Source organism: Georgenia sp. Z1344 (assembly GCF_057652375.1).
The window spans coordinates 18403-40521 of sequence record NZ_CM172728.1 but is presented as its reverse complement, the minus strand read 5'-3'; the positions used below and the strand labels follow the sequence as shown (position 1 = coordinate 40521).

The following is a 22119-nucleotide window of genomic DNA, read 5'->3' as shown; positions in this document are numbered from 1 at the left end:
TGGGTCAGACCGGGCGGCACAGCGGTAACGCGGTCGCGGTGAACGCCTGGGCTTGCTGGCCGACGAGGCGGCGGGTCTCGCAGGAGGCTTGGATCGCGGCCTGCTCGACTGCGGCCACCGCGGCGTCGAGCTCGTCCACGGTCGGTGCGGAGACGGAGACGAGGCCGGAGACACGGAGGACGCCGTGCCCGGCGGTCAGGTCCGCCTCCTGTTGCAGCACGTCGTCGAGCTCCGCGCTGGAGGCGGCATCCTCGATCTGTCCGATCTTGCGGCGTTGGGCGGCGTCGGAGATGAGTTCGGTCTTCTTCTTCCGCAGGTCCCTCGCGGCCTGGTCGGCGCGTACCGGGGTGTAGTGCAGGGCGAGGGTGCGGAGGATGCCGTTGGACAGCACGAGCGAGGCAAAGAACCCTGGGTAGACCTGGGAGCGGGGCCATTCAGTGATCCACAACACCGCATGGAAGGCACTGTCGGATCGCAGGCGGTCCCAGGTCTCGGTGACCGCCACCGGCCCGGCGGTGGCAAGATCGCGGCCGAGGTCGCCGTGGCGTTCCAGGGCGGGGGCTGCCGCCGGGTCGTACGCTCCGCGGAGGATGACGGCGACCTCGCCAGGGGTGAGCCACCCGGTCGAGGTGAGCTCTGCCGCGCGGAGCGCCGTGCTCAGGGTGGTCATCTCCTGCCGCAGCACGGCCGCAGCGCCGCGTATGCCGCCGCCGGAGGTTCTGATCTGCCGGGCGCTGTTCTTCATGTCCAGGGCGAGGCTGATCGTGGTCGCGTGGCGTTCCCCGGCGGGGCCGGCACGGTCGATGAGCTCCTGGTAGGTGGTCGCGGCCCAGGAGCCGTCGTCGGTGCCGTGGGTGCGCCACCACTCCGCCAACCCCGTCCCCGAATCCGGCAACGTCCGCTCAGACACCTGAATCCGCGCGATCCGCCCGGACCGGCACGCGGCGGCGAGCACGCGGCCCCACCCTGCGACGCGGCGTTGCTGCTCGCCGGGGTCCAGGAGCACGAACGCCGGGTGGGAGACGCCGAGGATGACGGTGAGGGTCTGCGCGTGGGGGTCGTGGACCATCGCCGCCCCCGTCTCCGGGTCTTCCCATTCACGCAGCGGCGCCGCGTCCCCGGGCAGGGCGAGGGTGTCGGCCGGCCGGGGCTTGATGACGCGGCGCCGGTAGATGAGCTGGCCTAGGTAGGTGCGGGCGGCCCAGCGGGTCAGGATCGGCACCCACTCGATCAGCTTCCTGCCCCCTGCCGGGATCACGGCGAGGAGGGCGGCGCCAGCCCAGACCGGGGACGTCCAGGCCAGACCCATGCCACCGCTGGTGTAGAGGGAGGCGACGACGGTGAGGATCGCGATGCCGAGGACGATCAGTTGCGGCAACGACAAGCCCAACAGGATGCCCCGTCGGGTGAGGCGGGAGAACTGCACCGGCGATAACGGGTACTCGGTGTGCGTGGAGGCCATTGGCTCATTCCTTCCTGGACGGCTTCGAGGACGGAGGCGGCGGCGGGTCCGACCCCCGCGATGGCGACGAGGGCGCAGCGGGCGGCGTCGAAGGTGCCGGACGTGACGACGGTGTGCCTTGCGCGGGCGGGACCGGCGGCGGAGTGCTCTGCTCGGCCGCAGCCCCGGCATGGTTCTCCGCGGCACCGCCGACAGCGGCACCGGCCTTCGGTCCGGCGGTCGCGGCACCCTTGACCACCGCACCGCCGACGACCACCGCCGTACCGACAGGCCCCGCGGCCGCACCAGCACCCGCGCTGGCCCCCGCCCCCGCCCCCGCTCCGGCTCCGGCGCCTGCTCCGCCGGATGACGCGGCAGCGCCCCCGGCAGTTCCGGTCGCCCCGGCACCGCCCGATGCCGCCGGGCCACCCGCAGGCGGCGGCATCGGCCCACCCCCTCCGACGCTTCCGCCCCTGGGCTTGCCGCCGGTATCACTACCGCCGTCGAGGACCTTCTTCGCACTGTCACCCTTGGGTGCGGACGGCACCGGAACCGGGCGATTCAATGCGGACTTCGCCTCCTGCTCGCTGGACATGGCGTGGTACATATCGAACCCGACGAAGGACAGGAACTTGTAGGTGATGTACGGCGCGAACGCGGCGACGAACATCAGCACCACCCCGGCAATCGGGTCGCTGATAGAGGCGAGGCCCGCTTCGATGGGGGCGGAGACTTGCCCGATCGCGACGAGGAAGATCACGACGAGGACGAGCTTGGAGAAGATGAGGGCGATCACGAACGCCGCCCACTTGGCGAACCAGCCCTTGGTCGCATCCCATGTCGCCCCGGCCAGGGCGACGGGGCCAAACACGATCGCGACCAGCAGCAGCGCCTTGCGGATGAGGAGGCTGAACCAGACGATCGCGGCCGCACTGATGGCGAGCCCGGCGAGGAAGATGGTCAGGATCGCGCCGACACCGGGAGCAGCGATGTTGATCCCGGCAAGTCCCGTGGCGAGGAGCCCGATCTGGGTCCCCATTCCTTCCATCGTGTTGCCGGTGGCCTGCACGATCCCCACGCAGAGCTGATCGGTCACTTCCAGCAGCAGCGCGGTCAGGGTGATGACGAGGAACGACCCGAGGACGGACTTGGCAAGTCCCAGGGCGGCGCGGGACAGGGCGGTGGGGTCGCGATGGATGAGGCCGGTGATGAGTTGGAGGCAGAAGAACACGAGCATCACAAAGACCGCGACGCCGAACAGAACGTTGTAGACGCCGACATACTCAGGACTGGTGACGTCGACCAGGGTGGTGGTGTCGAACACGGTCCAGACCGCCTCGAACAACCAGGCAGCCGCGCCGGCCATCGCCTGGCCCAGCCAGTCGAACGGGGCCGCGATCAACGACGCCGTGCCCTCGCCCACGGCGTCGCACACGGCGGAGATGACCGGGACATCGCACACGCTCACCGCACCCACCCCCACGGGAGGCGCGTTGCCGGGGTGGTCATCAGACGGCCTGCCCGACGCCCCAGAAGAAGTTGATGAGCGTCACCGCGGCACCACAGATGATCGCCGCACCGCAGGACACGAGCACGCCGACTTTGCCGCGGCTGGCGAGGTGCGGGTTGGAGGAGTTCGCGCCGAACCCCCATACGATCGCCGAGATGATGAGGGCAAGGACCGAGAGGATCAGGCCGACGGTCATGACGGCGCCGACGATGATGCGTAGCTGCTCGATGCCGGGAAGACCAGAGCTGTTGGGGTCGATGTCGATCACGGGGATGCTCCTGACTGTTCGCGAGACGTGTTCTCGGCTGTCAGGTGCACCCCGCCACCCAGCGACAGGCGGATAGCCTGGGCTGGTGGAAATCGTTCTGGCCGCCAGCGCCGTCATCACCGACGACGCGGGACGTGTGCTGCTCGTGCTGCGTGGCACCGAGCCGGAGAAGGGCCGCTGGTCGATCCCCGGCGGCAGCGTCGAGCCCGGCGAAACCCTGGCTGAGGCGGCCGCGCGGGAGGCGTTCGAGGAGACTGGGCTGCGGGTGTCGGTGGGGCGTGAGCTGTGGTGCGTGACGATCCCGGCCGGCGAGGGGCGGGTGTTCGAGGTGCACGACTTCGCCGCCACCGTCACCGGCGGCGAGCTGGCATCGGGCGACGACGCGGACGATGCCCGCTGGGTCGCCGCCGCCGAGCTCGACCAGCTCCCGGTGACGGCGAACCTTGCCGACTATCTGCGCGGCGCCGGCATCCTCACCTGACTCCGGCTGGTCAGAGCTGTTCGCCGACGCCGAGGAGGAAGTTCGCCCAGGCCACGCCGGCGCCGGCGAGCGCGGCGGCGCCGACCGAGACGAGCAAGCCGGTGCGGGCCTTTGTCGCGGCCTGGTAGTTGCCGCTGGATGAGGCGACCGCCCACACGATCGCGCAGACGATGAGCATGAGCGCGGCGATGATGAGGACGAACATCAGCAGCGCCCCGACGATGGAGCGCAGCTCTGCGGCACCGCCGACGCCGCCGAAGTCGGGAAACACGTCCATCAGGCCCCACCGCCCGCGGTGCAGGTCGCGAGGGTGGTGTCCCCGCCGGTGACGCCTTCCGCATTGTGGTCGGCGAGCCAGGCGGTGGCGTCGACGGCGGGCTGCCCTTGCCCGCCGGGGTGGATTTCCAGGTGCAGGTGGGGTCCGGTGGAGCGGCCGGACGAGCCTACATCTCCGATGTGCTGGCCCGCGGTCACGGTCTGCCCTTCGGTGACGTGGATGCCGGTCTCCCACATATGCGCGTAGTACGACGCGACCCGCTCGCCCCGGACGGTGTGCTCGATGATGACCAGCCCGCCGAAGCCGCCGCTGTAGCCGGCGTGCACGACCACCCCGTCCGCGATGGCGAGGATCGGGGTGCCGTCCGCGGCGGCAAGGTCGGACCCTGCGTGGAAGGCGCGTTCCCCGGTGAACGGGTCGGTGCGCCACCCGAAGCTGTCGGTGTCCACCCACGTCCCTTCGGGAAGCGGGAACACGATGCGCGTCGTCTCCGGCACGATCGGCGCCCCGCCGCCTCCTCCGCCGGTGGGCGCAGGGCGGGTTAGGGCGGCGAGGATCGCCTCGGCCACCGGCTGGTAGTTCTGGTAGCGGTCCGGGTAGGCGGATACCTCGACGGCCTGGGCGGCTTCGCCGGGGTCCATCTGCTGCCAGCCGGGAATGTCCAGCAGCCCCCGCGGGGAGGGGTGGTTCGGGCCGGTCTCGCCGCCGTAGAACGCTCTGGCCTGATAGGTCGAGTCCATCAGCTCGGCGACGGTGCCCCACCCAGCGGCGGGACGCATCTGGAACAGGCCCAAGGAGTCGTGATCGGACCCGTTGCCATCGTTCGGGAAGTCGCCGGACTCCGGGTAAGTGCCGGTGTTGGCGAGCATCCGCAGCGTGGACTCCGTGAGGGCGGCCATGAGCGCGATCACCACGCCGGGACGGCCGACACCGCTGGTCTGCCCGCCGACCGTGATGATCGTCGCGGCGTGGGTGAGCTGGGTCCGGTTCAGCGTGACCGTCTGCCTGTTGCGCGTCGTCGCGGTCAGCGACTCCGGGATCGGCCCCACAGCGAGGGAGCCCGGTGCGCATGCGGTCATCGCAGGATTGACCACGGCCGCCACCCCGACAAGCACGACCGAGGGGGCGAAGAACAGCAGGGCGACCGCGAGAGCGGCGAGCTTCTTCCACACAACAACCACCTGCTCTCAACGGAGGGGGTTGTCGAGTTGGGACAGGCGCAGTAGCTCACAGGTCGTGCCGGTGATGCCGCGGCCTGTGACCGCCGGGGTGCAGACGATGAACACCGTGAACGACACCGGCCGGGACGCCTCCACAGGTTCGGTGTCCCAGGTGCCGTCCCGGTGCCGGGTGCCGTCAATGGTGTACGCGACGGTGCCTGCGGGAATCTGGCCTGGTGCGGCCTGCGCGACCGCGGTCTCCCACGCTTCCGGGATGACCGCGGTATCGACGATGAGCCATTGGCGGGTCTGGTACTGACGGAGCTGCCCCCACGCCTCCACACTCGGCAGATACGCCCGCACATCCCCCGCCAGCGCGGCAGCCTCCTCATCTGCGGCGACATCCGCAAGCATCTGCGCGTAGTCCATCGGGCCATCACCGGTAGTGGTGTCCCAGGTGAACAGCGCGCTGGCGACCGCGCGGGCGAACGCCTCCGGGCCGCCGACCTGCGGCACCGCCACCGGCCCCTCACCGGACGGCCCGGCCGGCGGGGCGGTCACGGTGGAACTCGGTGTGTCGGCGGGAGTGGAGTCGGTGCGGGGTGCGGGGCCGCGCAGCAGCCCGTAGATGCCGACACCGACCAGCAGGAGCAGCACGAGCCCGCCCGCGATCGTGGCGATCAGCAGACGACGACGGCCGCGATCAGCGAGGGTGGCGGGGTCCATGCGGGTCCTCCCAAGAGGCGACAGGTAGGTGGTCGCCGGGAAGGTGCACACACGCCCCCACGAAGCGGTGGTCAGGCGATGTGCTCGCTGCGTTCCTGCGCCCGGCGGGCAGCGCGGGCGGTATCGGCGAACGCGATCGTGCCGGTGACGGTCTGCTCGAACCGTGACCATTGCTCCTCGGTCAACGCCGGGCCAACCTCGTCCGGGTCATGGTGCAGCCACCATCCGGCCATGTCGTCCCAGATCGCGACGAACACGGTCAGCGGGAACGGCACCGGCTCACCCTGATCCTCGACCGCGGTCAGCGCGGGGCGCGGGGGTTTCCGGCCGGTCTTCTTCGCGGCCTTCACGCGGGCGAGCGCGGCCTGCGCCAACTCGTCCAGCTCCACCGCCCGCGCCTCACGCTCCGCCGCCCGCACCTGGACGGCCTCGGCGCGGGCCTGCTCGCGCACATCAGCGGGCAGGGTGGGGTCGGCGGCGACCTGGTCGAGCTCGGCGAGGGAGAGTTCGGCGTTGACGCGCAGGTGGGAGGGGTAGACGCCTCCGCCGGCCTTGATCCGCTCGACCTCCTCCGCCGCGCGAGTGCGCACGGACTCGGGCTGGGATTCGTCGGCGGCGAGGTGTTCGAGTCGGCCGATGCGCTCCAACGTGGTGTGCGAGTCGCGGCCGGTGACCATCTGCGCAGCCTGCACGGCGGCCTCACCGGGGGTGGTTTCCCACGGTGCCGTTAACTTAACGGGACCGTCTTCTCCGGCCTCGTCGGCGGCGTGGAAGCGGGTGGCCTCCTGGCGGCGTGCCGCGTCTTCGGCGAGCAGGGTCTTGAGTTCGCGGTAGAGGCCGGCGGCCTCGAACTGGGTCAGTGGCTTGTGCAGCAGGTTGTCGTCCTGCTCCGCGAGGAGCTGCCCGAGCCGGTCCGAGACACCACTGCGGACCCACACCTTGACGGTCTTCCACCCGAGCAGCTTGATCGCCGCCAGGCGGCGAGCACCGCAGATGAGGTGCCCGTCGAGGGTGATCGTGATCGGTTGCAGCAGGCCGTTGCGCCGGATCGACTCGACCATCGCGGTCAGGTCGCCGTAGTCCTGCCGGTGCCGGCGTCCGACACCGATGGAGTCCACAGCCCGCTCCAGCTCGATGTGCCCATCCTGCGGAGTGCTCACGGGTGATCAGCTCCGCTATCGGGGGCGGCAAGGCCCGCGGTCAGCACGAGGTCATTGTCACGCCATAGCGCTCGCAACGGCTCGCCGATCAGAAGCCGCACCACCAGGCCACGCCCGGCGTTGGTGTGTGCAAGGGAGGGGTCGGGGTTGCCGAGCACAACCCGCAGCAGCGTCGTCCAGGAGGTTCCGGGCAGGTCCAGGAGGGCGCGGGCTTGCCGGTCGCGGCGCAGGACCTCGAAGGCCGACGCTCGCGACACGGATTCGGCAAGCCGCCCGGTGATGTACTCCACCCCGGCCCGCGCGGTCTCCGGCGCCCAACCGACGCGGCTGAGGAACGCGATCGTGTCCTCCACCGCCGAGCCCACGTTCATCGTCCGCTCCAGCAGCAGCTCCTCGTCCTCGCCGAGCACGTCCTCCTCGTCGTCGGTGAAGGGGTCGACGTGGAACGCGGGGTGGTAGTCGGGCAGCGGGTTCTCCCGGTCGCTGAACCGCTCCGCGTCATGGAACACCGAATAGCGGGGCCGGCGCGCCTGGTGCACGGAGCACAGTAGGCCGTTGCCGCGCTCCTCACCGATGCAGGTCACCTGCACCGCACGGGTCACCACCGCCCACGGGTCATCCGCCCGACGAGTCGCAGCTCCCCGCATCGCCTCGAACGCCGCAGAGGCAGCCTCCCACGGGTCCAGGCCGTGCTTGCGAGCCAGGGCGGCGTACTTGTCGGCCGCGTGCCGCATCAGCGCGGCAGCCTCCGGGTCGTTCCGCCACGCGCCCTTGCCGGCCTCATGGAGTCTGTTGAGGAGCGCGCGTAGCGCCTCCGAGTCCTCGAACCAAGCCCGCTCCTGGTCGCGGGTGCTTGCCTTTGTCATTCCGGCACCTCCTGAACAGCAGGTGCGCACACGTCCCCCAGCCGTGGGGCTCGCCGGTGCATGAGGGACGCGCATGGCTCAGGTCACCCCAACCCGATCCCGGACCGTGACACCCACGAATGCCGCTCACCAGCCCCGCGGCCGAACGCGGTCACCGGCAACAACTTCCGTGCCCGCTCGCTCACAACCCGCACGCCCGAGCGCGCGATCGTGCGGGTGCCCCGGTATGTCTGACCGGGCGCGCGGCGGGTGCGGCGGGCGAGCTCGGCTTGGAAGTCGATGCCTTGCCCGGCGACCCTGCCCATCCGCGAGGCCAGCAGATCGGACGGGCGCACCCACACCACCCCCGACCTACGCTTCCCCGCCTCCGCCGCATCGGGCATCTTTTGCGTCGCCGCGGACGGGTCGCCGTGGCGAGCCAGTTCAGACACCTCCCCGTCACCGCTCGGATGTGCCTCGTCGGGCGCCTCGGATTCCTCCCGGCGGCTTGCGGGATGCTCTGCGAGCCGGGCGGTGCGTTGTTCGTCGTCGTTCATGTCGTTTCCTCCGTGTCGGGGCCGGTCAGGACGGGCCGGGCGAACCAGCGTCCGACCGTGGACGGGTGCACTCCGAGGTGGCGGGCGATCTGCTTGTTCGACCAGCCCTCCTCCTCCCGCAGCACCACCGCCACCTCACGACCCACCGGTGCGGGCCCCATCGGGATCGGTGACGCGGCAACCGTCGACGTCTCCTCGCCTGACTCGCGCGACGGCTCGGGCTCGGGTGCGGGGAGGGGGCGGGTGAGGATCACGGTGAGGTGGGTGATCGCCAGTAGCACCAGCGGCGGCACCGCCGCCACCGACGCGGCGAGCACACCGGGCACGTCGGCGTCGGCGGCGACGACGGCATGGATCGCGTTCGCGGTCACCGACACCACCGCACCGGCGGCCAGCAGCGCCCACGGATACCAGGCGGAACGTTGCCCCGCGAGCGCGACAACGGAGACCGTTGAGACGACGATGATGCCGTCCACGATGAATGGCCACGCCCACGCCTGCCCCGCATCCACCCCAGAGCGGCGGGCAAGATCAGCGAGAGCGGTGAACGAGAGCCAGAACGCGCCAGCGGCGATGAGCACCGTCCCGGCCACCGCGGTCGCCACTGCGACCCGGCCACCCCACGTTGTCGTCGCCGGGTTCACGAGAGCACCCGACTCTCGAGCCGCATCGTCTGGCGCGGCACTTCGCGCTGTATTGCCGGCGCGGAGGCGGGGTGGATGTGGGTGGCGCGGTAGGCGGAGCGAATCGTGGTCGTGACTTCCCGCGGCGACAACCCAGAGTGCTCGGCAGCCGGGGCGAGGGCGTCGACCATCTCAGGCAAGGACATGCCGGCTTCTGCGAGGCGGCAGGATGCCCAGAACAGGCCCCGGTTGCGTTCGCCTTCGCCGCGTTGCGCGACCCAGGCCGCCAGCCGGCTGGCATCCCTTGGAGCCGGTCCGGTGCGCCCGACGTGTCGTGGATCAGGGCGCGGGTCCAGGAAGTCCCGCAACGCTCCCGCGTCCACCGGGCACGGAAGCTCTTGCGAGCCGCCGACCAGCGCATACGAGACGCGCCGATCACCGGTGGCGATCACGGAGGGCGGGACAATGACATAGCCGCCGTCACCGCGGAAGTCGACTCGTGCCCGCGCGGCCTGCCACGAGGGCTGCGGACGGTCCGGATCGGCCGGATAGTAGGCGTGCATCCCACCCGAAGGAGTCCGCACCAACGCCACCCACCCCTCGACCAGGCCGGCACGGCGGGCGCGACCGAACGCACCGAACCCGTGCCCCTCTGCCTTCCGATCCACATCGACGACATCCATCCCAGACACGGCACCGGTCGGAACACCGATGTTCGCGGACGGCCACCGCCGCCACCACCCCGCAACCCGGCCGGCGTCAGTAGTCGCGTCGCGGAAACCGTGCTCGATCCGGGGCCGCTTACCGCCCGGCACGCACGGGAACACCGGTACCCCCGCCTCCGCGAACCGTGCCGCAGCAATCGCCGGCGGGAGGCCGGCGACCTGGGCGAACAACTCTGCCGGGCTCATCACAGACTCCTCACCGCGGCATCCGCCGAGCGAGATGCCCGCGACGGCTCCACCGGTGGCGGCGTAGTGCGTTCTGCTCGCGGGATGTGTTCGGCTCTGGCAGTGTCACGGGTGAGGCCGGGTGGGTCACCGGTACCGACCTGGGCCGTCGGGAGAGCGTCGAGGATCGCCCCGGCGATCTTGCGGACACGCTCCCCAGTGGCCTGCACTACCTCGGCCGGGTCCTTGTCCTTCACCGTGCCCGCCCAGCCGGAGACATAGGGGATCGTGTAGGCGGTGGTGTCCATGCCATGTGCGGCACCGATCATCAACGCCACCGACTCCGCCTCCACTTCACCTACGCCGCGATGCCTTGTCGCGTCCGGGTTATTGGGGCCGTGCAGCCTCACATGCGCGAGCTCGTGAACGAGAGTCTTCACCTGCGCGGCATCACCCATGTTCGTCCGCACCGCGACCGTCCGATTGGTGTAGTCGGTCAGGCCGTTCGCGCCACCGATCTCGCTCTCGTGCTCGACCCGCAACACCGCGAACCCCTCCGCCTCCACCAGGCCCGCCAGCCCGTCCCAGAGACCCGCGGGGGCATCGCCCTCCAGCAGGACCGGCGACGGACGCTCCGGGACCGGAGCGCCGGCAGTCTGGGAGACATCCCACACATAGGCGGACTTCCCGCCGACCATCCGGGAGCGCATCAACTCACCCGGCTTCGGCTTCTCGAATCGGCCCAGCCGCCGCCACGACGACACATCCTGCGGAGTCGAGGACGCAAAACTGCCCATCACCGGAGCGAAGATCATGTACCCCGGCTGGCCCTTCTCCACCTGCCTGCCGAGCGTCTGCCATTGCTTGTACCCTGCGATATACGACGGCTCCGCCGCTTGCACGCGCCCCTGCTCGAAGGCGTCGAGGTGCTGGGCGAAGATCATTAGCGTGTTGCGGAACGAGCGCGCCCGGAACCGGGCAGCGAACTCCAGAGCGCGCTTCCAGTCCTCACCGGAGACGAGCTGGTTGACCGCAGTCGACAGCCGCTCGTGGAGCTGTTCGAGCTTCGCGTCGCGTGTGGCCCGTCTCTCCTCGTCCGTCGCCATCATGAATCTCCTCCCGGCGGGGCCCACGGCGCGTGCCGGTGACCCTTGCGACCATGAGGTGCGCCGGGATCTTCATGAGAGTCAGCCGAGCTTCGGGAAATCCCGTCAACAAGGACGGCTCCACGGTGAGCCTTGCGTATGGGTCTACTCACTACCAGGTTCGAGTGGCCGCTGGACCCTCACGCCTTCTCTTGCAACGATCAGCCCCCCATTGCGCGACGAACAGCGCACGTTAGCGTCGATTCTGGGCGTCGCCGAGAAGTGATCAGCGATGCGCGACGCGATATTCCGATGGACTCATGCTGTATCTGGCTCGAAACCACCGCGCCGCGACACGTGGATCATTCCACCCGCAGCGCTGAGCAATCTCGCGAACGCCGAGTTCGGAATGAAGCAAAAACTGAGCGAACTTCTCGGTACGTATTTGGTTCAATGTACGCATGGGTGAATCCAGACCCCCACCGGAGAACAGGCGGCACAACTGAGAACGTGAGAGGTGCGCGCGACGCGCCAGATCCGCTAATGTCCATGGTTCTTGCGGTGCATCCGCCATCGCCCGTAGCAAGGACATGACACGGTCGGTGGCCGCGCCTGGAAGCGCTATTCTCTGCGCACCCAAGTCAGAGGGTTTGTAGTTGGCTAGGAGTGCGGGAAGCGTGAGCTCTGTGATCCTTGCCAGACCGGCGACGGTCCGGACGGCTGCCACTTCCACCGAGTGAGGCTGATGATCCCACAACCGTCCAACTTCTCGCCAGATGACGGAAGTCTCGTGGACTATGCCTTGACCTAGATCTAGTACTAGCGCTGAACCGTCCCAGTTTGACGGATGCGCTCCTGGCCGGACGCGCTCGATGTCGGGAAGCTGCCACGACATCTGGCTTCGAAGAAATCTCTCGCTCATTCGAACGATCAGGGTCGCAAGCGGGACATGTGGAGATAAGAGATACGTCTGGCGCTCGCCGAGCGCGATGGCCTGGCCTGCCCACACAGTGATCGTCTTTGATGAAGTTTGAATATATCCGCTGCCGCGTTTCACCAGGATGATCTTCGCAGTCTCTAGGGGGCCGAAGCGCGTCGGCGCATCGAAGAGCGCATCCCGCACTGAAACCCGCGCCATCGGATATCCGAGCGCACAAGAACTCTGCCCGCTGGCGCGGGCATCGACCGTTCTCATCTAGATGCTGCTCGCCAACCCCGGCGGCAACTGTGTGAGCCGTGCATGCACGGCTCAGCCTTCCACGTTGTCGAGGCGGTATCCCATGCCTGGTTCAGTAATGATGTGGTTCGGCTTGGAGGGGTCTGTTTCGATTTTCCTGCGGAGTTGTGAGACGTAGAGGCGAAGGTAGCCGGTGTCTTCCGCGTGCTCGGTGCCCCAAATACTGGTGAGGAGTGTTTGTCGCGTGACGAGCTTGCCGGTGTTTCGGATGAGGATCTCGATCACTTGCCATTCGGTGGGCGTGAGGCGGATTTGTCGTCGTCCGGCGGGTGACTCCTTGGTGACGCTTCGTGCAGCAAGGTCGATGGTGACGTTGCCGAGCCGGACAGACGGCAGCGCTTCTTCTTGAGGGACGCGGCGGGTGAGCGCGCGAATACGGGCGAGAAGTTCGTCCACGGAGAAAGGTTTGGTGACGTAGTCGTCGGCGCCTGCGTCGAGTGCTTCGACTTTGTCAGATGCTCCCGCACGGCCGGAGACGACGAGAATGGGTGCTTGAGACCAGCCCCGGATGCCCTGGATGACTTCGATGCCATTGAGTTGTGGCATGCCAAGGTCGAGAAGATAAACGTCGGGGTGCTCGTCGATGGCCGCTCTGACGGCTTGAGCGCCGTCTGTGGCGGTCACGATCTCGTACCCCTTTGCGCTCAGGGTGATGCGGAGCGCGCGAAGGATCTGGGGGTCGTCGTCGGCGATGAGGATCTTCAAGCCTGTTCCTCCTGTGACGGGGATGATGTCGTGAGGTGGATCGGGATGGAGATCACCATGGTCAGGCCGCCGCCGGGTGTGTCTTCGGGAGTGAGTGTGCCGTGCATGGCTTCGATGAATCCTCGGGAGAGGGCGAGGCCGAGGCCGAGGCCACTGGTGTTGTCAGTGTCTCCGAGCCGTTGGAAGGGCAGGAAGATGTCGTCGTGCCTGTCGGGTGTGACTCCTGGGCCGTGATCGATGATCCGGATCTCCAGCCGTTGGTCGAAGGTGCTGGTGGTGACAGTTACCGGCTGGTCCGGTGGCGAGTACCTGGTGGCGTTGGCGAGCAGATTGACGATGACGCGCTGCAACAGGACGGGGTCCGCTTCTGCGGTGCTGTTTTCGTGGCCGAGCGCGAGGCGGATGTCTGACGGGCCGAGTTTCAACTCGTCGAGAGCGGGCGCGATCGCCTCGGCGGGGTCGGTGGGCATTGTGGTGAGGGTGAGAGCGCCAGCCTGGAGGCGACTCACATCGAGGAGGTCGCTGACGAGCGCGGCAAGTGCGGTGAGGCTGTCGTCCGCGGTGTCCAGGAGTTCGCGCTTGTCTTCGGAGGAGAGCTTCTTTCCAGCCGCGCGGAGCCCACCGACCGCGGCGGATGCGGCGGCCAGGGGGCGCCGCAGGTCGTGACTCAATGCAGATAGGAGTGCGCCGCGGACGCGGTCGGAGGCGGCAATCGGCTCGATCTCCTCCGCGGTGGCGGTGAGTCTTTGATGTTCGAGAGCGGCGCTGATCTGGGCGGCGACGACGGTGAGGAGTCGACGTTCGGAGGCGGGAAGGTCGGCGCCGTGGAGTTCGAGACTGCCGCCTTCAGAGAGCAGGATGACGGTGTGATTGCCGTCGGCGACAGGTTCTCCGGCCGTGGCGATGACGCGGTCTGCGAGTGTGACGCGGACGCCGGGGAGGTGGAATGCCTCGCGGGTGCGGTCGACGAGTGCCTGGATTGCGTTGTCTCCGCGGAGCACACTTCCAGCGATGGTCTGGATGAGCTCGGATTCTGCGGCGGCGCGGCGGGCAGCTCGGGTGCGCCTGGCTGCCCGGTCGACGACGAAGCTCACCAACGCGGCGATGGTGACGTAGAGGAGGAGCGCCAAGGCGTGCAGAGGGTCGGCGATGGTGATGGTGTGGAACGGCTCAATGAAGAAGAAGTCGAGTGTGATGCCGGAAAGTACCGCGGCGAACAGGGCGGGCCAGATGCCGCCGACGAGTGCGACGACAACAACGAGGAGTTGGTAGCTGAGGACGTCGCTCGTGATCGACTCATCAGATCGGAGGGTGACGAGAAGGGCGGTGAGTGCGGGGCCGCCCAGGAACGCGAGCAGAAATCCGAGAAGACGGCGTTTGAGGGTGAGCGCGCCGCCGATAGGGGGCAGGGTGAATCGTCCGCCAGCAGCGAAGTGGGTGACGATGTGGACGTCGATGTCGCCTGATTCTCGAATAGTCGTGGCACCGATGCCGGGGCCGGTGAGAGCTGCGGCGAGTCGTCCGCGTCGGCTGACGCCGAGAACGAGTTGGGTGGCGTTGAGGGATCGCGCGAATTCGACCAGAGCGGCAGGGATGTCGGCGCCGACCACCTGGTGGTACGTCCCGCCGAGCTTCTCCACAAGGGCTCGTTGTTGTGCCAGAGCTACGGGGTTCCCTGCACGGAGGCCGTCTTGGCTGGTGACGTGCACGGCGATGAGCTCGCCGCCTGCGGATCGTGCGGCAACTCGTGCGCCTCGTCGGAGGAGAGTCTCTCCTTCGGGGCCACCTGTAAGTGCGACGACGACGCGTTCGCGGGCTTCCCATTTGCTATCGATGTCGTGTTCTTGACGGTAGCTCTTCAACGCTTGGTCGACTTCGTCTGCGAGCCATAACAGGGCGAGTTCGCGCAGTGCGGTGAGGTTCCCGAGTCGGAAGTAGTTGGACAATGCCGCGTCGATGCGCTCGGCAGGATAGACGAAGCCGCCGGTGAGGCGGTCACGCAGCGCTTGAGGGGCCAGATCGATGACTTCGATCTGGTCTGATTGGCGGAGGAAACTGTCGGGCACGGTCTCTCGTTGCGGAACACCGGTGATCTGCTCGACGACATCGTTGAGGGACTCGATGTGTTGGATATTGACCGTCGAGATGACGTCGATTCCGGCCTTTAAGAGCGCATCCACGTCCTCCCAGCGCTTCTCGTTCCGGGAGCCGGGAGCGTTCGTATGCGCGAGTTCGTCGACCAGCACGATTTCGGGGGCGCGTTGCAGGACTGTGTCGAGGTCCATCTCCTCCAGCTCGACGCCACGGTGAGCGATCATTGCCCGCGGGGTCGACGGGATACCGTCGGTCATGCGTGCCGTGGCTGCGCGGCCGTGTGTTTCGACGATCCCGATCACGACGTCGCGTCCTTCGCCCAGGAGCCGTCGGCCTTCTTCGAGCATGGTGTAGGTTTTGCCGACGCCGGGGGCGGCGCCGAGCAGCACGCGTAACCGCCCCCGTGTCGTCATGGTCAGTCCTCCAGCTCGTCCAGCGCCAGGTTCAGCTCCACCACGTTCACGACGCGGTCGCCGAGGTATCCCAGATCAGGTTCCTTTGTCCATTCAGCCACGAGTTCCTGAACTTGTCCCAGGGGCAGGCCGCGCGCGTCGGCGACGCGCTGGATCTGGATCGCCGCGTAGGCGGGACTAATGTGGGGATCGAGACCGGAACTGGAAGCGGTGACCGCGTCTGCGGGCACCTGATCCGGGTCGACACCGTTGAACGCTGCGATCTCGGCCTTGCGTTCGGTGATCGCGCCGATCAGTTCCTCGTTCTCGGGCCCCCAGTTCGTTCCCGAGGAGGAGGTGCCGTCGTAGCCGTCGCCGGCGGCCGAGGGTCGCGACTGGAAATACTCCGGCAGCGGATCGCCTTCCGCGTCTGTGAAGGACTGGCCGATGAGGGATGAACCAACGGCCTCGCCGTCACTGTTGCTGAGCGGTGATCCGTTCGCTTGAGAGGGGAAGGCAAGTTGTCCGATTCCGGTGATCAGAAGCGTGTAGCCGACCCCGAGGACGACGGTGAACATGAGCAGCGCACGTGTGGCGACCCACAGTGTCCGTCCGCTGCTGCGCGTGGCAGCATTCATGATGATTTCATTCCTTTGGTTGAGAGTGTCAGAAGCCGGGGATGAGGCGCACGAACAGGTCGATGAGCCAGATCCCGATAAAGGGGGCGATGATGCCGCCGAGCCCATAGATGGCGAGGTTGCGGCCGAGGATCTTCGATGCGTTCATCGGCCGGTATTTGACTCCGCGCAGCGCGAGGGGCACGAGGAACACGATCACGATCGCGTTGAAGATCACTGCGGACAGCACTGCAGATGCAGGTGAGTGCAGACCCATGATGTTCAACACCGCAAGGCCGGGGAACACACCCATGAAGATTGCGGGGATGATCGCGAAGTACTTCGCGATGTCGTTCGCGATCGAGAACGTGGTCAACGCGCCCCGGGTGATGAGCAGCTGCTTGCCGATGGCGACGATGTCGATGAGCTTGGTCGGGTCGGAGTCGAGATCGACCATGTTGCCGGCCTCTTTGGCTGCCGAGGTCCCCGTATTCATCGCGACACCGACGTCAGCCTGCGCGAGCGCGGGGGCGTCGTTGGTGCCGTCACCGGTCATCGCGACGAGGTTGCCGCCCTCCTGCTCCTTGCGGATAAAGGCGAGCTTCTGTTCCGGTGTCGCTTCGGCAAGGAAGTCGTCGACGCCGGCTTCCTTCGCGATCGCCGCCGCGGTCAACGGGTTGTCCCCGGTGACCATCACGGTCCGGATGCCCATTGCACGCAACTCGGCGAACCGCTCGGTCAGGCCCTCCTTGACGATGTCCTTGAGGTGGATCACGCCGAGGACTCGACGTTCGCCAGTCGCCGCTTTGACGGCGACAACGAGGGGGGTGCCGCCGGATCGGGAGATGTGTTCGACATGCTCATCGAGCTCTGCCAGTTCGCTGCTGGGAAGCCGCGTCCCGTCTTCTTCCAGCCACGCGGTGATCGCGGAACCGGCTCCCTTGCGGATCTGGGTGCCGTCGGGCACGTCGAGCCCGGACATCCGCGTTTGAGCGGTGAACGGGACGATCTCTCCGCGCGGTGCAGCACCCACGTCGACGCCCTCCGCGCGGGCAAGGTCAACGATCGACTTCCCTTCTGGAGTCGGGTCGGCGAGCGAAGACAGCGCGGCCGTTTCGATGAGTTCCTGCTCGCGGACACCGTCCAGGCGAACGAAGGCTGTCGCTCGACGGTTGCCGTAGGTGATGGTTCCTGTCTTATCCAGCAATAGCGTGGTCACGTCACCGGCAGCTTCCACCGCACGTCCAGACATGGCCAGCACATTGCGCTGAACGAGCCGGTCCATCCCCGCGATACCGATCGCGGACAGCAACGCGCCGATCGTCGTCGGAATGAGGCACACCAGAAGGGCGACGAGGACGGTGATGCTGGCGGGGCTCGCCGGATAGGACGCGATCGGGTTGAGCGTGAGCGCGACGACGACGAAGACGATCGACAACGACGCGAGCAGGATGTTCAGCGCGATCTCGTTCGGGGTGCGCTGACGGGCGGCGCCTTCGACGAGCGCGATCATCCGGTCTACGAACGTTTCGCCCGGCTTGGAAGTGATTCGCACGACGATACGGTCGGACAGCACGCGGGTACCGCCGGTGACGGCGGATCGGTCGCCACCGGACTCGCGAATAACGGGTGCGGATTCACCGGTGATGGCCGATTCGTCCACGCTTGCGATGCCCCACACGATGTCGCCATCGCCGGGGATCAGCTCACCAGCGGACACAACAACCGTGTCGCCCAATCGCAGGTCTGCCGAGGATAGGTCCTTTATGGCGGCTCGCTCGGCGGCTGGATCTGCACCAGGTTGGTAGTCGGCGACATGGTGTGCGGTGGTGCTGGTGCGGGTTTTGCGTAATGTGTCGGCCTGGGCCTTACCGCGACCTTCGGCGATCGACTCGGCGAGATTCGCGAACAGGACCGTGAGCCAGAGCCATACGGCGATGATCCAGGTGAACGACCAAGGAACACTCGTCCCGCCCGACTCGGCGGGTCCGCCCAGGAAAGGTTCGGCGACAGCGAGGAGGGTGGTGAGGGCGGCGCCCACCCACACGATAAACATCACGGGGTTTCGCCACTGCGCGCGCGGATTGAGCTTGCGGAGCGCTCCCGGGAGGGCGGTGCGGATCTGTGCCCAGGTGAGCGTCTTGCGTGGCGCGCGAGTGGTCGCGTGCGGCGCTTCGGCCAGAGGGGTTGGGGTAATGGTGGACATGTTTACAGCAGCCCTTCCGCCAGGGGACCCAGCGTGAGAACGGGGAAGAAAACGAGAGCAGTCACCAGAACCGCGGTACCGACGGTCAGACCGACGAACAACGGACGGTGTGTAGGCAAGGTTCCGGCCGTTGCGGGAACCTTGTCCTGTGCGGCGAGGGAACCGGCCAGCGCGAGGACGAGAGCGATCGGGATGAACCGGCCGAACAGCATCGCGACACCGATCGCGGCGGTCAGCCACGGGGTGCTGGCGGTCAACCCTGCGAATGCGGAGCCGTTGTTGTTCGCGCCCGATGCGAAGGCGTAGATCACCTCGGACAGGCCGTGCGAGCCGGTGTTCGTGAGCGATTCGTTCACGATGCTGTCTCGAAGGGCCGGGATGGCGAAGCTCAATGCGACACCACCGAGGACGAGGATCGGCATGACGAGGATGTACATGCTCGCAAGCTTCATCTCCCGCGGCCCGATCTTCTTCCCGAGGTATTCAGGGGTGCGGCCAACGAGCAGCCCCGCAACGAACACGGCGATCACCGCGATGATCAGCATCCCGTACAGGCCGGCTCCGACACCACCGGGAGCGATCTCGCCCAGCAGCATGTTGACCATCGGGATCATCCCGCCCAGCCCGGTGTACGAGTCGTGCATCGAGTTCACCGACCCGGTCGAGGTCAACGTGGTCGTCGCCGCATAGAGAACAGATTGCACGAGTCCGAATCGGGCTTCCTTCCCTTCCATCGCGGCCCCGGCCAGTTCCGGCGCAGTACCCTGTCCGGCGAACTCGAATGCTGCCAGCGCGCTCACCGAGACCAGATACAGGGTGCCCATCGCGGCGAGGATCGCGTATCCCTGACGATTGTCGCCAACCATCTTCCCGAACGTGCGCGGAAGCGAGAACGGGATCAGCAGGATCAGGAACGCCTGGAACAGGCTCGTCCACCCCGTCGGGTTCTCGAACGGATGCGAAGCGTTCGCGTTGTAGAAACCGCCACCGTTCGTGCCGAGCTCCTTGATGACCTCCTGAGAGGCAACGGGGCCACCCGGGATGGTCTGCGTTCCACCGGTGATGGTGGTCACATCGACGTAGCCGTTGAAGTTCTGCACGACGCCGCCCGCGATTAGTACGATCGCGCCGACGATCGAGATCGGCAGGAGGATGCGGAACGTGCCGCGGATGAGGTCGACCCAGAAGTTCCCGATCGTTCCCGATCTGCGGTACGCGAACCCGCGAACGAGCGCCACGGCGACAGCGATACCCGTCGCAGCGGAGACGAAGTTCTGTACGGCAAGGCCAGCGAACTGAACCGTGTAGGCGAGGTCCTCACCCGAATACGCCTGCCAGTTCGTGTTCGTCACGAAGGAGATCGCGGTGTTGAACGCAACACCCGGCTCGACGTTCTCGTTACCGAGGGAGTACGGCAGCCACTGCTGCGTGCGCTGCATCAAGAACAGCAGCAGAACGCCGACGATCGAGAAGTACAGGACAGAACGCAGATACGCCTGCCAGGACTGCTCCTGAGACGGATCGACCCCGATGACTTTGTAGATTCCCCGTTCGACTTTCCAGTCCTTCCGGGTCGTGAACACCCAAGCCATATAGTCGCCCACAGGCCGGTACAGCAACCCCAGGGCGAGGACGAGCGTGGCGACGCTCGCGATAAGCAAACCCCACTCCATCAGAAACGCTCCGGCTTCACGAGAGCGAACACGAGATAGAACACAGCCGCGACCCCGAGAGCAGCAGCAAGAAACTCGAACACGATCACAGCTTCTCCACCGCCTTCCCGACCAAGCCAACGACTACGAACAGGACGATCACGCCCAGCACGTAGACAATGTCAAGCACAACAAACTCCATTCGGAGAACAGCGACAGCAAGACCGCAGCCGCACGCCCAATTCCAAGCGCAACTCCCGATCAAACACCTCCTGACACCGCAAAAACGGGGCCCTAACGGAACCCATACAGGAAGGCACGGGAACCTAACGCTCCCCTTACACCAGGGCGTCCAGAAGCAGGGCCGTCACCGTTGTGTACCCGGGCCGGCGGCGGTGACCGTAAGGATTTGGGCGATCGCCGTATGGGTTCCGTTTACGCTCCTTCCGCACAACCCCCTACGCGTCCTAAGACGGAAGAGTGACCCTGACTGAGATACTCCCCACCCTCCGGCGAAGCCTTCCCACCCCGATAGCTCTTGCCGAGTGGCCCGCGCACACCGAAGCAACCACCGACGATGTCACTGTGAGTGGAATCTCGCTGCGCCAGTACGTCGACCTCTGCGGAACGCCGTGCGTGCTCACTGGCGACGATCCCATCCTGGACTCGCGTCACCCGGAGTTGACGGGAACCAGGACTGTGGTGGCCATGAAGATCACGGTCATCGTCGACACGCCGGAGCATCGCGCGATCGCGCTGACGGATTCCTGGGGCACTAACCTTGACGCCTGCTGGAGCGAGTGCCGTCTGATCGGGCGGGTATCCATCGCACGTCTGCAATCGTTCGAACTCATCCCGGGAGAGCTCGGCGCGCCGGCGTTGCCCTACCCGGTTGCTGCACTGCCGAGCGACCTCCATGCCGGTGACCTCCTCGCCGTCCCATCCCGCAGCTCGATCTCCCTCGCCCAGCTCCGCCCCAGCCACGCAACAGAGCTTCGAAGCAGCGGCACCGTCTCGGAGACTGGAGAAGAGCTTTCATGAGCCTCCTTCACAGCATCCTGAGTGCTCGCGCACTTCGCCACGCAGCGCAAGCGCGAGACATCCACCGCCGAGACAGGAGAGCCGTCGTCACTGCAGATGATGTGGTGGTCACCGGCCGGTCGTTGGCACAACTGGCGTCATCGCGTGGAACCCCCAGCGTGCTCGTCACGTCCGCCGTGGACATCAGACAGCGCGATACTCACTTCACATGGGTACTCACGCGCGTCACGGCCGTTTCCGGCGAACCACACGGACATCGCCGGGAGATCACCATCGACGCGAGCCTCCAGGAGATCGCCTCCGTGATCACGCAGACCCACATCGTGGGCGCCCGTCCACCGAAGAAGACGCGAACCGTCACTGTCACCGGCGCAGACCAGGTATCCATTGATGTTCGGATCCCAGCCGGCACGGAACCCGGGGCCGTGATCGCGTTCCGATGCGCGTCGACAGTCGCTTTGAGTCAAGTGCGACCGCACACCTCGACGGCCCGAACCGGAGATGTCGACGACACCACATGGGGCGCGCGGTGCATGAAATAACACGGCCCCCATGTGACAGGCACACGGAGGCCGACGCCAACACGGCTGAGAGTGCTCGATCGGTACCGACGATACTCGTCCGCGGCGACGAGCACCCTGCTCTGCACGACCTCATCGCGACCACCGGCACGCTCAATCACCCACCCGCATCGCAAGCGAACTTCGTACCCGAACGGATACGCGGTGTAGTCGGATGCATCCACCTCCCCACGGCGGACACGGCATCTCCAGCGAAGATGCGCAGCCGGCTCAAGGATGAGCGGAACCTCGCGCGCATCCTCGGCGAGCAGCTCCCCCGTCTGAGCCACCTGCTCTTCGTCCTCGACACGGGCGCACCCCAGCACACCCAACGCCTGGCCAGGCTGGCGTCATCTGCGATCACCCGCATCCACGCAGACATCGAGATGACCGCGGGCCGGTCAGTGTGCGTCACCGCGATCGTCCTCGATAGGACAGCAGACCCCACTGTGCTGCGAGATCGCATCTGCGAAAGACTCCGCGACAACCCAATCGAGGGAAGCTTCCTTCTGAAGTGGTCAGAGATCGTGCAAAGCTCGATCCGCGACGTCGTATCCGAAGCTCTCAGCTAAACGTATCCATGCGCGTGCTT

Annotated in this window: 22 protein-coding genes; 3 read left to right on the top strand and 19 right to left on the bottom strand. The window is 67.0% G+C overall.

The window, feature by feature from the left end:
* Nucleotides 1-4 precede the first annotated feature (4 nt).
* The 3 genes from AC24FB_RS00190 to AC24FB_RS00180 are packed head-to-tail and all read right to left on the bottom strand — an operon-like array spanning nucleotide 5 to nucleotide 3219.
* Nucleotides 5-1462: an SCO6880 family protein gene (locus tag AC24FB_RS00190; protein ID WP_424796261.1), complete on the bottom strand. Its 1458-nt coding sequence runs from the start codon at nucleotides 1460-1462 to the stop codon at nucleotides 5-7.
* Nucleotides 1463-1466: 4 nt separating this feature from the next.
* On the bottom strand, nucleotides 1467-2909 hold the full coding sequence (locus AC24FB_RS00185) for a TrbL/VirB6 family protein (RefSeq protein WP_424796260.1): 1443 nt from the start codon (nucleotides 2907-2909) through the stop codon (nucleotides 1467-1469).
* Nucleotides 2910-2949: 40 nt separating this feature from the next.
* Nucleotides 2950-3219, bottom strand: coding sequence for a DUF6112 family protein (locus AC24FB_RS00180; RefSeq protein WP_022883069.1), 270 nt, complete (start codon nucleotides 3217-3219; stop codon nucleotides 2950-2952).
* A gap of 85 nt (nucleotides 3220-3304) precedes the next feature.
* Between AC24FB_RS00180 and AC24FB_RS00175 the strand changes: the two genes are divergently transcribed.
* Nucleotides 3305-3700, top strand: a complete 396-nt coding sequence (locus AC24FB_RS00175; protein ID WP_329863773.1) for an NUDIX domain-containing protein — start codon at nucleotides 3305-3307, stop codon at nucleotides 3698-3700.
* 10 nt (nucleotides 3701-3710) lie between these two features.
* On the opposite strand, the gene AC24FB_RS00170 is transcribed toward AC24FB_RS00175, so the two are convergent.
* The 16 genes from AC24FB_RS00170 to AC24FB_RS00095 form a co-directional block, all read right to left on the bottom strand.
* On the bottom strand, nucleotides 3711-3977 hold the full coding sequence (locus tag AC24FB_RS00170) for a DUF6112 family protein (protein WP_329863771.1): 267 nt from the start codon (nucleotides 3975-3977) through the stop codon (nucleotides 3711-3713).
* Entirely contained in the window at nucleotides 3977-5149 is a 1173-nt protein-coding gene (locus AC24FB_RS00165; RefSeq protein ID WP_424796259.1) for a M23 family metallopeptidase, read from the bottom strand. Before AC24FB_RS00165 ends, AC24FB_RS00170 begins: the two co-directional genes overlap by 1 nt.
* 15 nt (nucleotides 5150-5164) lie before the next feature.
* Nucleotides 5165-5863: a hypothetical protein gene (locus AC24FB_RS00160; RefSeq protein ID WP_329863768.1), complete on the bottom strand. Its 699-nt coding sequence runs from the start codon at nucleotides 5861-5863 to the stop codon at nucleotides 5165-5167.
* A 71-nt stretch (nucleotides 5864-5934) separates the two neighbouring features.
* Nucleotides 5935-7023: a ParB N-terminal domain-containing protein gene (locus AC24FB_RS00155; protein WP_329863766.1), complete on the bottom strand. Its 1089-nt coding sequence runs from the start codon at nucleotides 7021-7023 to the stop codon at nucleotides 5935-5937.
* Nucleotides 7020-7889 carry a hypothetical protein gene (locus tag AC24FB_RS00150; RefSeq protein ID WP_424796258.1) on the bottom strand — a complete coding sequence of 290 codons (870 nt, stop codon included), beginning with the start codon at nucleotides 7887-7889 and terminating at the stop codon, nucleotides 7020-7022. Before AC24FB_RS00150 ends, AC24FB_RS00155 begins: the two co-directional genes overlap by 4 nt.
* Nucleotides 7890-7972: 83 nt before the next feature.
* Nucleotides 7973-8425 (bottom strand): hypothetical protein, encoded by a 453-nt coding sequence (locus AC24FB_RS00145; protein WP_329863762.1) that lies wholly within the window; start codon nucleotides 8423-8425, stop codon nucleotides 7973-7975.
* Complete coding sequence (locus AC24FB_RS00140; protein ID WP_329863800.1) at nucleotides 8422-9030, bottom strand: DUF2637 domain-containing protein; 609 nt, start codon at nucleotides 9028-9030, stop codon at nucleotides 8422-8424. Before AC24FB_RS00140 ends, AC24FB_RS00145 begins: the two co-directional genes overlap by 4 nt.
* A gap of 35 nt (nucleotides 9031-9065) precedes the next feature.
* On the bottom strand, nucleotides 9066-9959 hold the full coding sequence (locus AC24FB_RS00135) for a bifunctional DNA primase/polymerase (protein WP_424796257.1): 894 nt from the start codon (nucleotides 9957-9959) through the stop codon (nucleotides 9066-9068).
* Nucleotides 9959-11047 (bottom strand): ArdC-like ssDNA-binding domain-containing protein, encoded by a 1089-nt coding sequence (locus AC24FB_RS00130; RefSeq protein ID WP_424796339.1) that lies wholly within the window; start codon nucleotides 11045-11047, stop codon nucleotides 9959-9961. Before AC24FB_RS00130 ends, AC24FB_RS00135 begins: the two co-directional genes overlap by 1 nt.
* 262 nt (nucleotides 11048-11309) lie before the next feature.
* Nucleotides 11310-12218, bottom strand: coding sequence for a helix-turn-helix transcriptional regulator (locus AC24FB_RS00125; protein ID WP_424796256.1), 909 nt, complete (start codon nucleotides 12216-12218; stop codon nucleotides 11310-11312).
* 54 nt (nucleotides 12219-12272) lie between these two features.
* Nucleotides 12273-12965: a response regulator transcription factor gene (locus tag AC24FB_RS00120; RefSeq protein ID WP_424796255.1), complete on the bottom strand. Its 693-nt coding sequence runs from the start codon at nucleotides 12963-12965 to the stop codon at nucleotides 12273-12275.
* On the bottom strand, nucleotides 12962-15472 hold the full coding sequence (locus tag AC24FB_RS00115; protein WP_424796254.1) for a sensor histidine kinase: 2511 nt from the start codon (nucleotides 15470-15472) through the stop codon (nucleotides 12962-12964). Before AC24FB_RS00115 ends, AC24FB_RS00120 begins: the two co-directional genes overlap by 4 nt.
* 2 nt (nucleotides 15473-15474) lie before the next feature.
* Nucleotides 15475-16089, bottom strand: coding sequence for a potassium-transporting ATPase subunit KdpC (kdpC, locus tag AC24FB_RS00110; RefSeq protein ID WP_329864179.1), 615 nt, complete (start codon nucleotides 16087-16089; stop codon nucleotides 15475-15477).
* Nucleotides 16090-16117: 28 nt separating this feature from the next.
* Nucleotides 16118-18274, bottom strand: a complete 2157-nt coding sequence (gene kdpB / locus AC24FB_RS00105; RefSeq protein ID WP_424796253.1) for a potassium-transporting ATPase subunit KdpB — start codon at nucleotides 18272-18274, stop codon at nucleotides 16118-16120.
* 2 nt (nucleotides 18275-18276) lie between these two features.
* The gene (gene kdpA / locus AC24FB_RS00100) at nucleotides 18277-19947 is read right to left on the bottom strand and encodes a potassium-transporting ATPase subunit KdpA (protein WP_329864183.1); all 1671 of its coding nucleotides are present in this window, start codon (nucleotides 19945-19947) and stop codon (nucleotides 18277-18279) included.
* Nucleotides 19947-20036, bottom strand: a complete 90-nt coding sequence (locus AC24FB_RS00095) for a potassium-transporting ATPase subunit F (RefSeq protein ID WP_425714132.1) — start codon at nucleotides 20034-20036, stop codon at nucleotides 19947-19949. Before AC24FB_RS00095 ends, kdpA begins: the two co-directional genes overlap by 1 nt.
* 370 nt (nucleotides 20037-20406) lie before the next feature.
* Here AC24FB_RS00095 and AC24FB_RS00090 point away from each other — a divergent pair, with 370 nt between their 5' ends.
* Nucleotides 20407-20967 (top strand): hypothetical protein, encoded by a 561-nt coding sequence (locus AC24FB_RS00090; RefSeq protein WP_424796252.1) that lies wholly within the window; start codon nucleotides 20407-20409, stop codon nucleotides 20965-20967.
* Nucleotides 20968-21745: 778 nt separating this feature from the next.
* Complete coding sequence (locus AC24FB_RS00085; protein WP_329864301.1) at nucleotides 21746-22099, top strand: hypothetical protein; 354 nt, start codon at nucleotides 21746-21748, stop codon at nucleotides 22097-22099.
* Nucleotides 22100-22119 lie beyond the last annotated feature (20 nt).

Bases quoted from the DNA above. Each gene is read 5' to 3' on its own strand.
- AC24FB_RS00160 (WP_329863768.1), bottom strand. From the start codon at position 5,863: ATGGACCCCGCCACCCTCGCTGATCGCGGCCGTCGTCGTCTGCTGATC.
- AC24FB_RS00115 (WP_424796254.1), bottom strand. From the start codon at position 15,472: ATGACGACACGGGGGCGGTTACGCGTGCTGCTCGGCGCCGCCCCCGGC.
- kdpB (WP_424796253.1), bottom strand. From the start codon at position 18,274: ATGTCCACCATTACCCCAACCCCTCTGGCCGAAGCGCCGCACGCGACC.
- AC24FB_RS00150 (WP_424796258.1), bottom strand. From the start codon at position 7,889: ATGACAAAGGCAAGCACCCGCGACCAGGAGCGGGCTTGGTTCGAGGAC.
- AC24FB_RS00190 (WP_424796261.1), bottom strand. From the start codon at position 1,462: ATGGCCTCCACGCACACCGAGTACCCGTTATCGCCGGTGCAGTTCTCC.
- AC24FB_RS00135 (WP_424796257.1), bottom strand. From the start codon at position 9,959: ATGAGCCCGGCAGAGTTGTTCGCCCAGGTCGCCGGCCTCCCGCCGGCG.
- AC24FB_RS00170 (WP_329863771.1), bottom strand. From the start codon at position 3,977: ATGGACGTGTTTCCCGACTTCGGCGGCGTCGGCGGTGCCGCAGAGCTG.
- AC24FB_RS00085 (WP_329864301.1), top strand. From the start codon at position 21,746: ATGCGCAGCCGGCTCAAGGATGAGCGGAACCTCGCGCGCATCCTCGGC.
- AC24FB_RS00130 (WP_424796339.1), bottom strand. From the start codon at position 11,047: ATGATGGCGACGGACGAGGAGAGACGGGCCACACGCGACGCGAAGCTC.
- AC24FB_RS00125 (WP_424796256.1), bottom strand. From the start codon at position 12,218: ATGAGAACGGTCGATGCCCGCGCCAGCGGGCAGAGTTCTTGTGCGCTC.
- kdpC (WP_329864179.1), bottom strand. From the start codon at position 16,089: ATGAATGCTGCCACGCGCAGCAGCGGACGGACACTGTGGGTCGCCACA.
- AC24FB_RS00145 (WP_329863762.1), bottom strand. From the start codon at position 8,425: ATGAACGACGACGAACAACGCACCGCCCGGCTCGCAGAGCATCCCGCA.
- kdpA (WP_329864183.1), bottom strand. From the start codon at position 19,947: ATGGAGTGGGGTTTGCTTATCGCGAGCGTCGCCACGCTCGTCCTCGCC.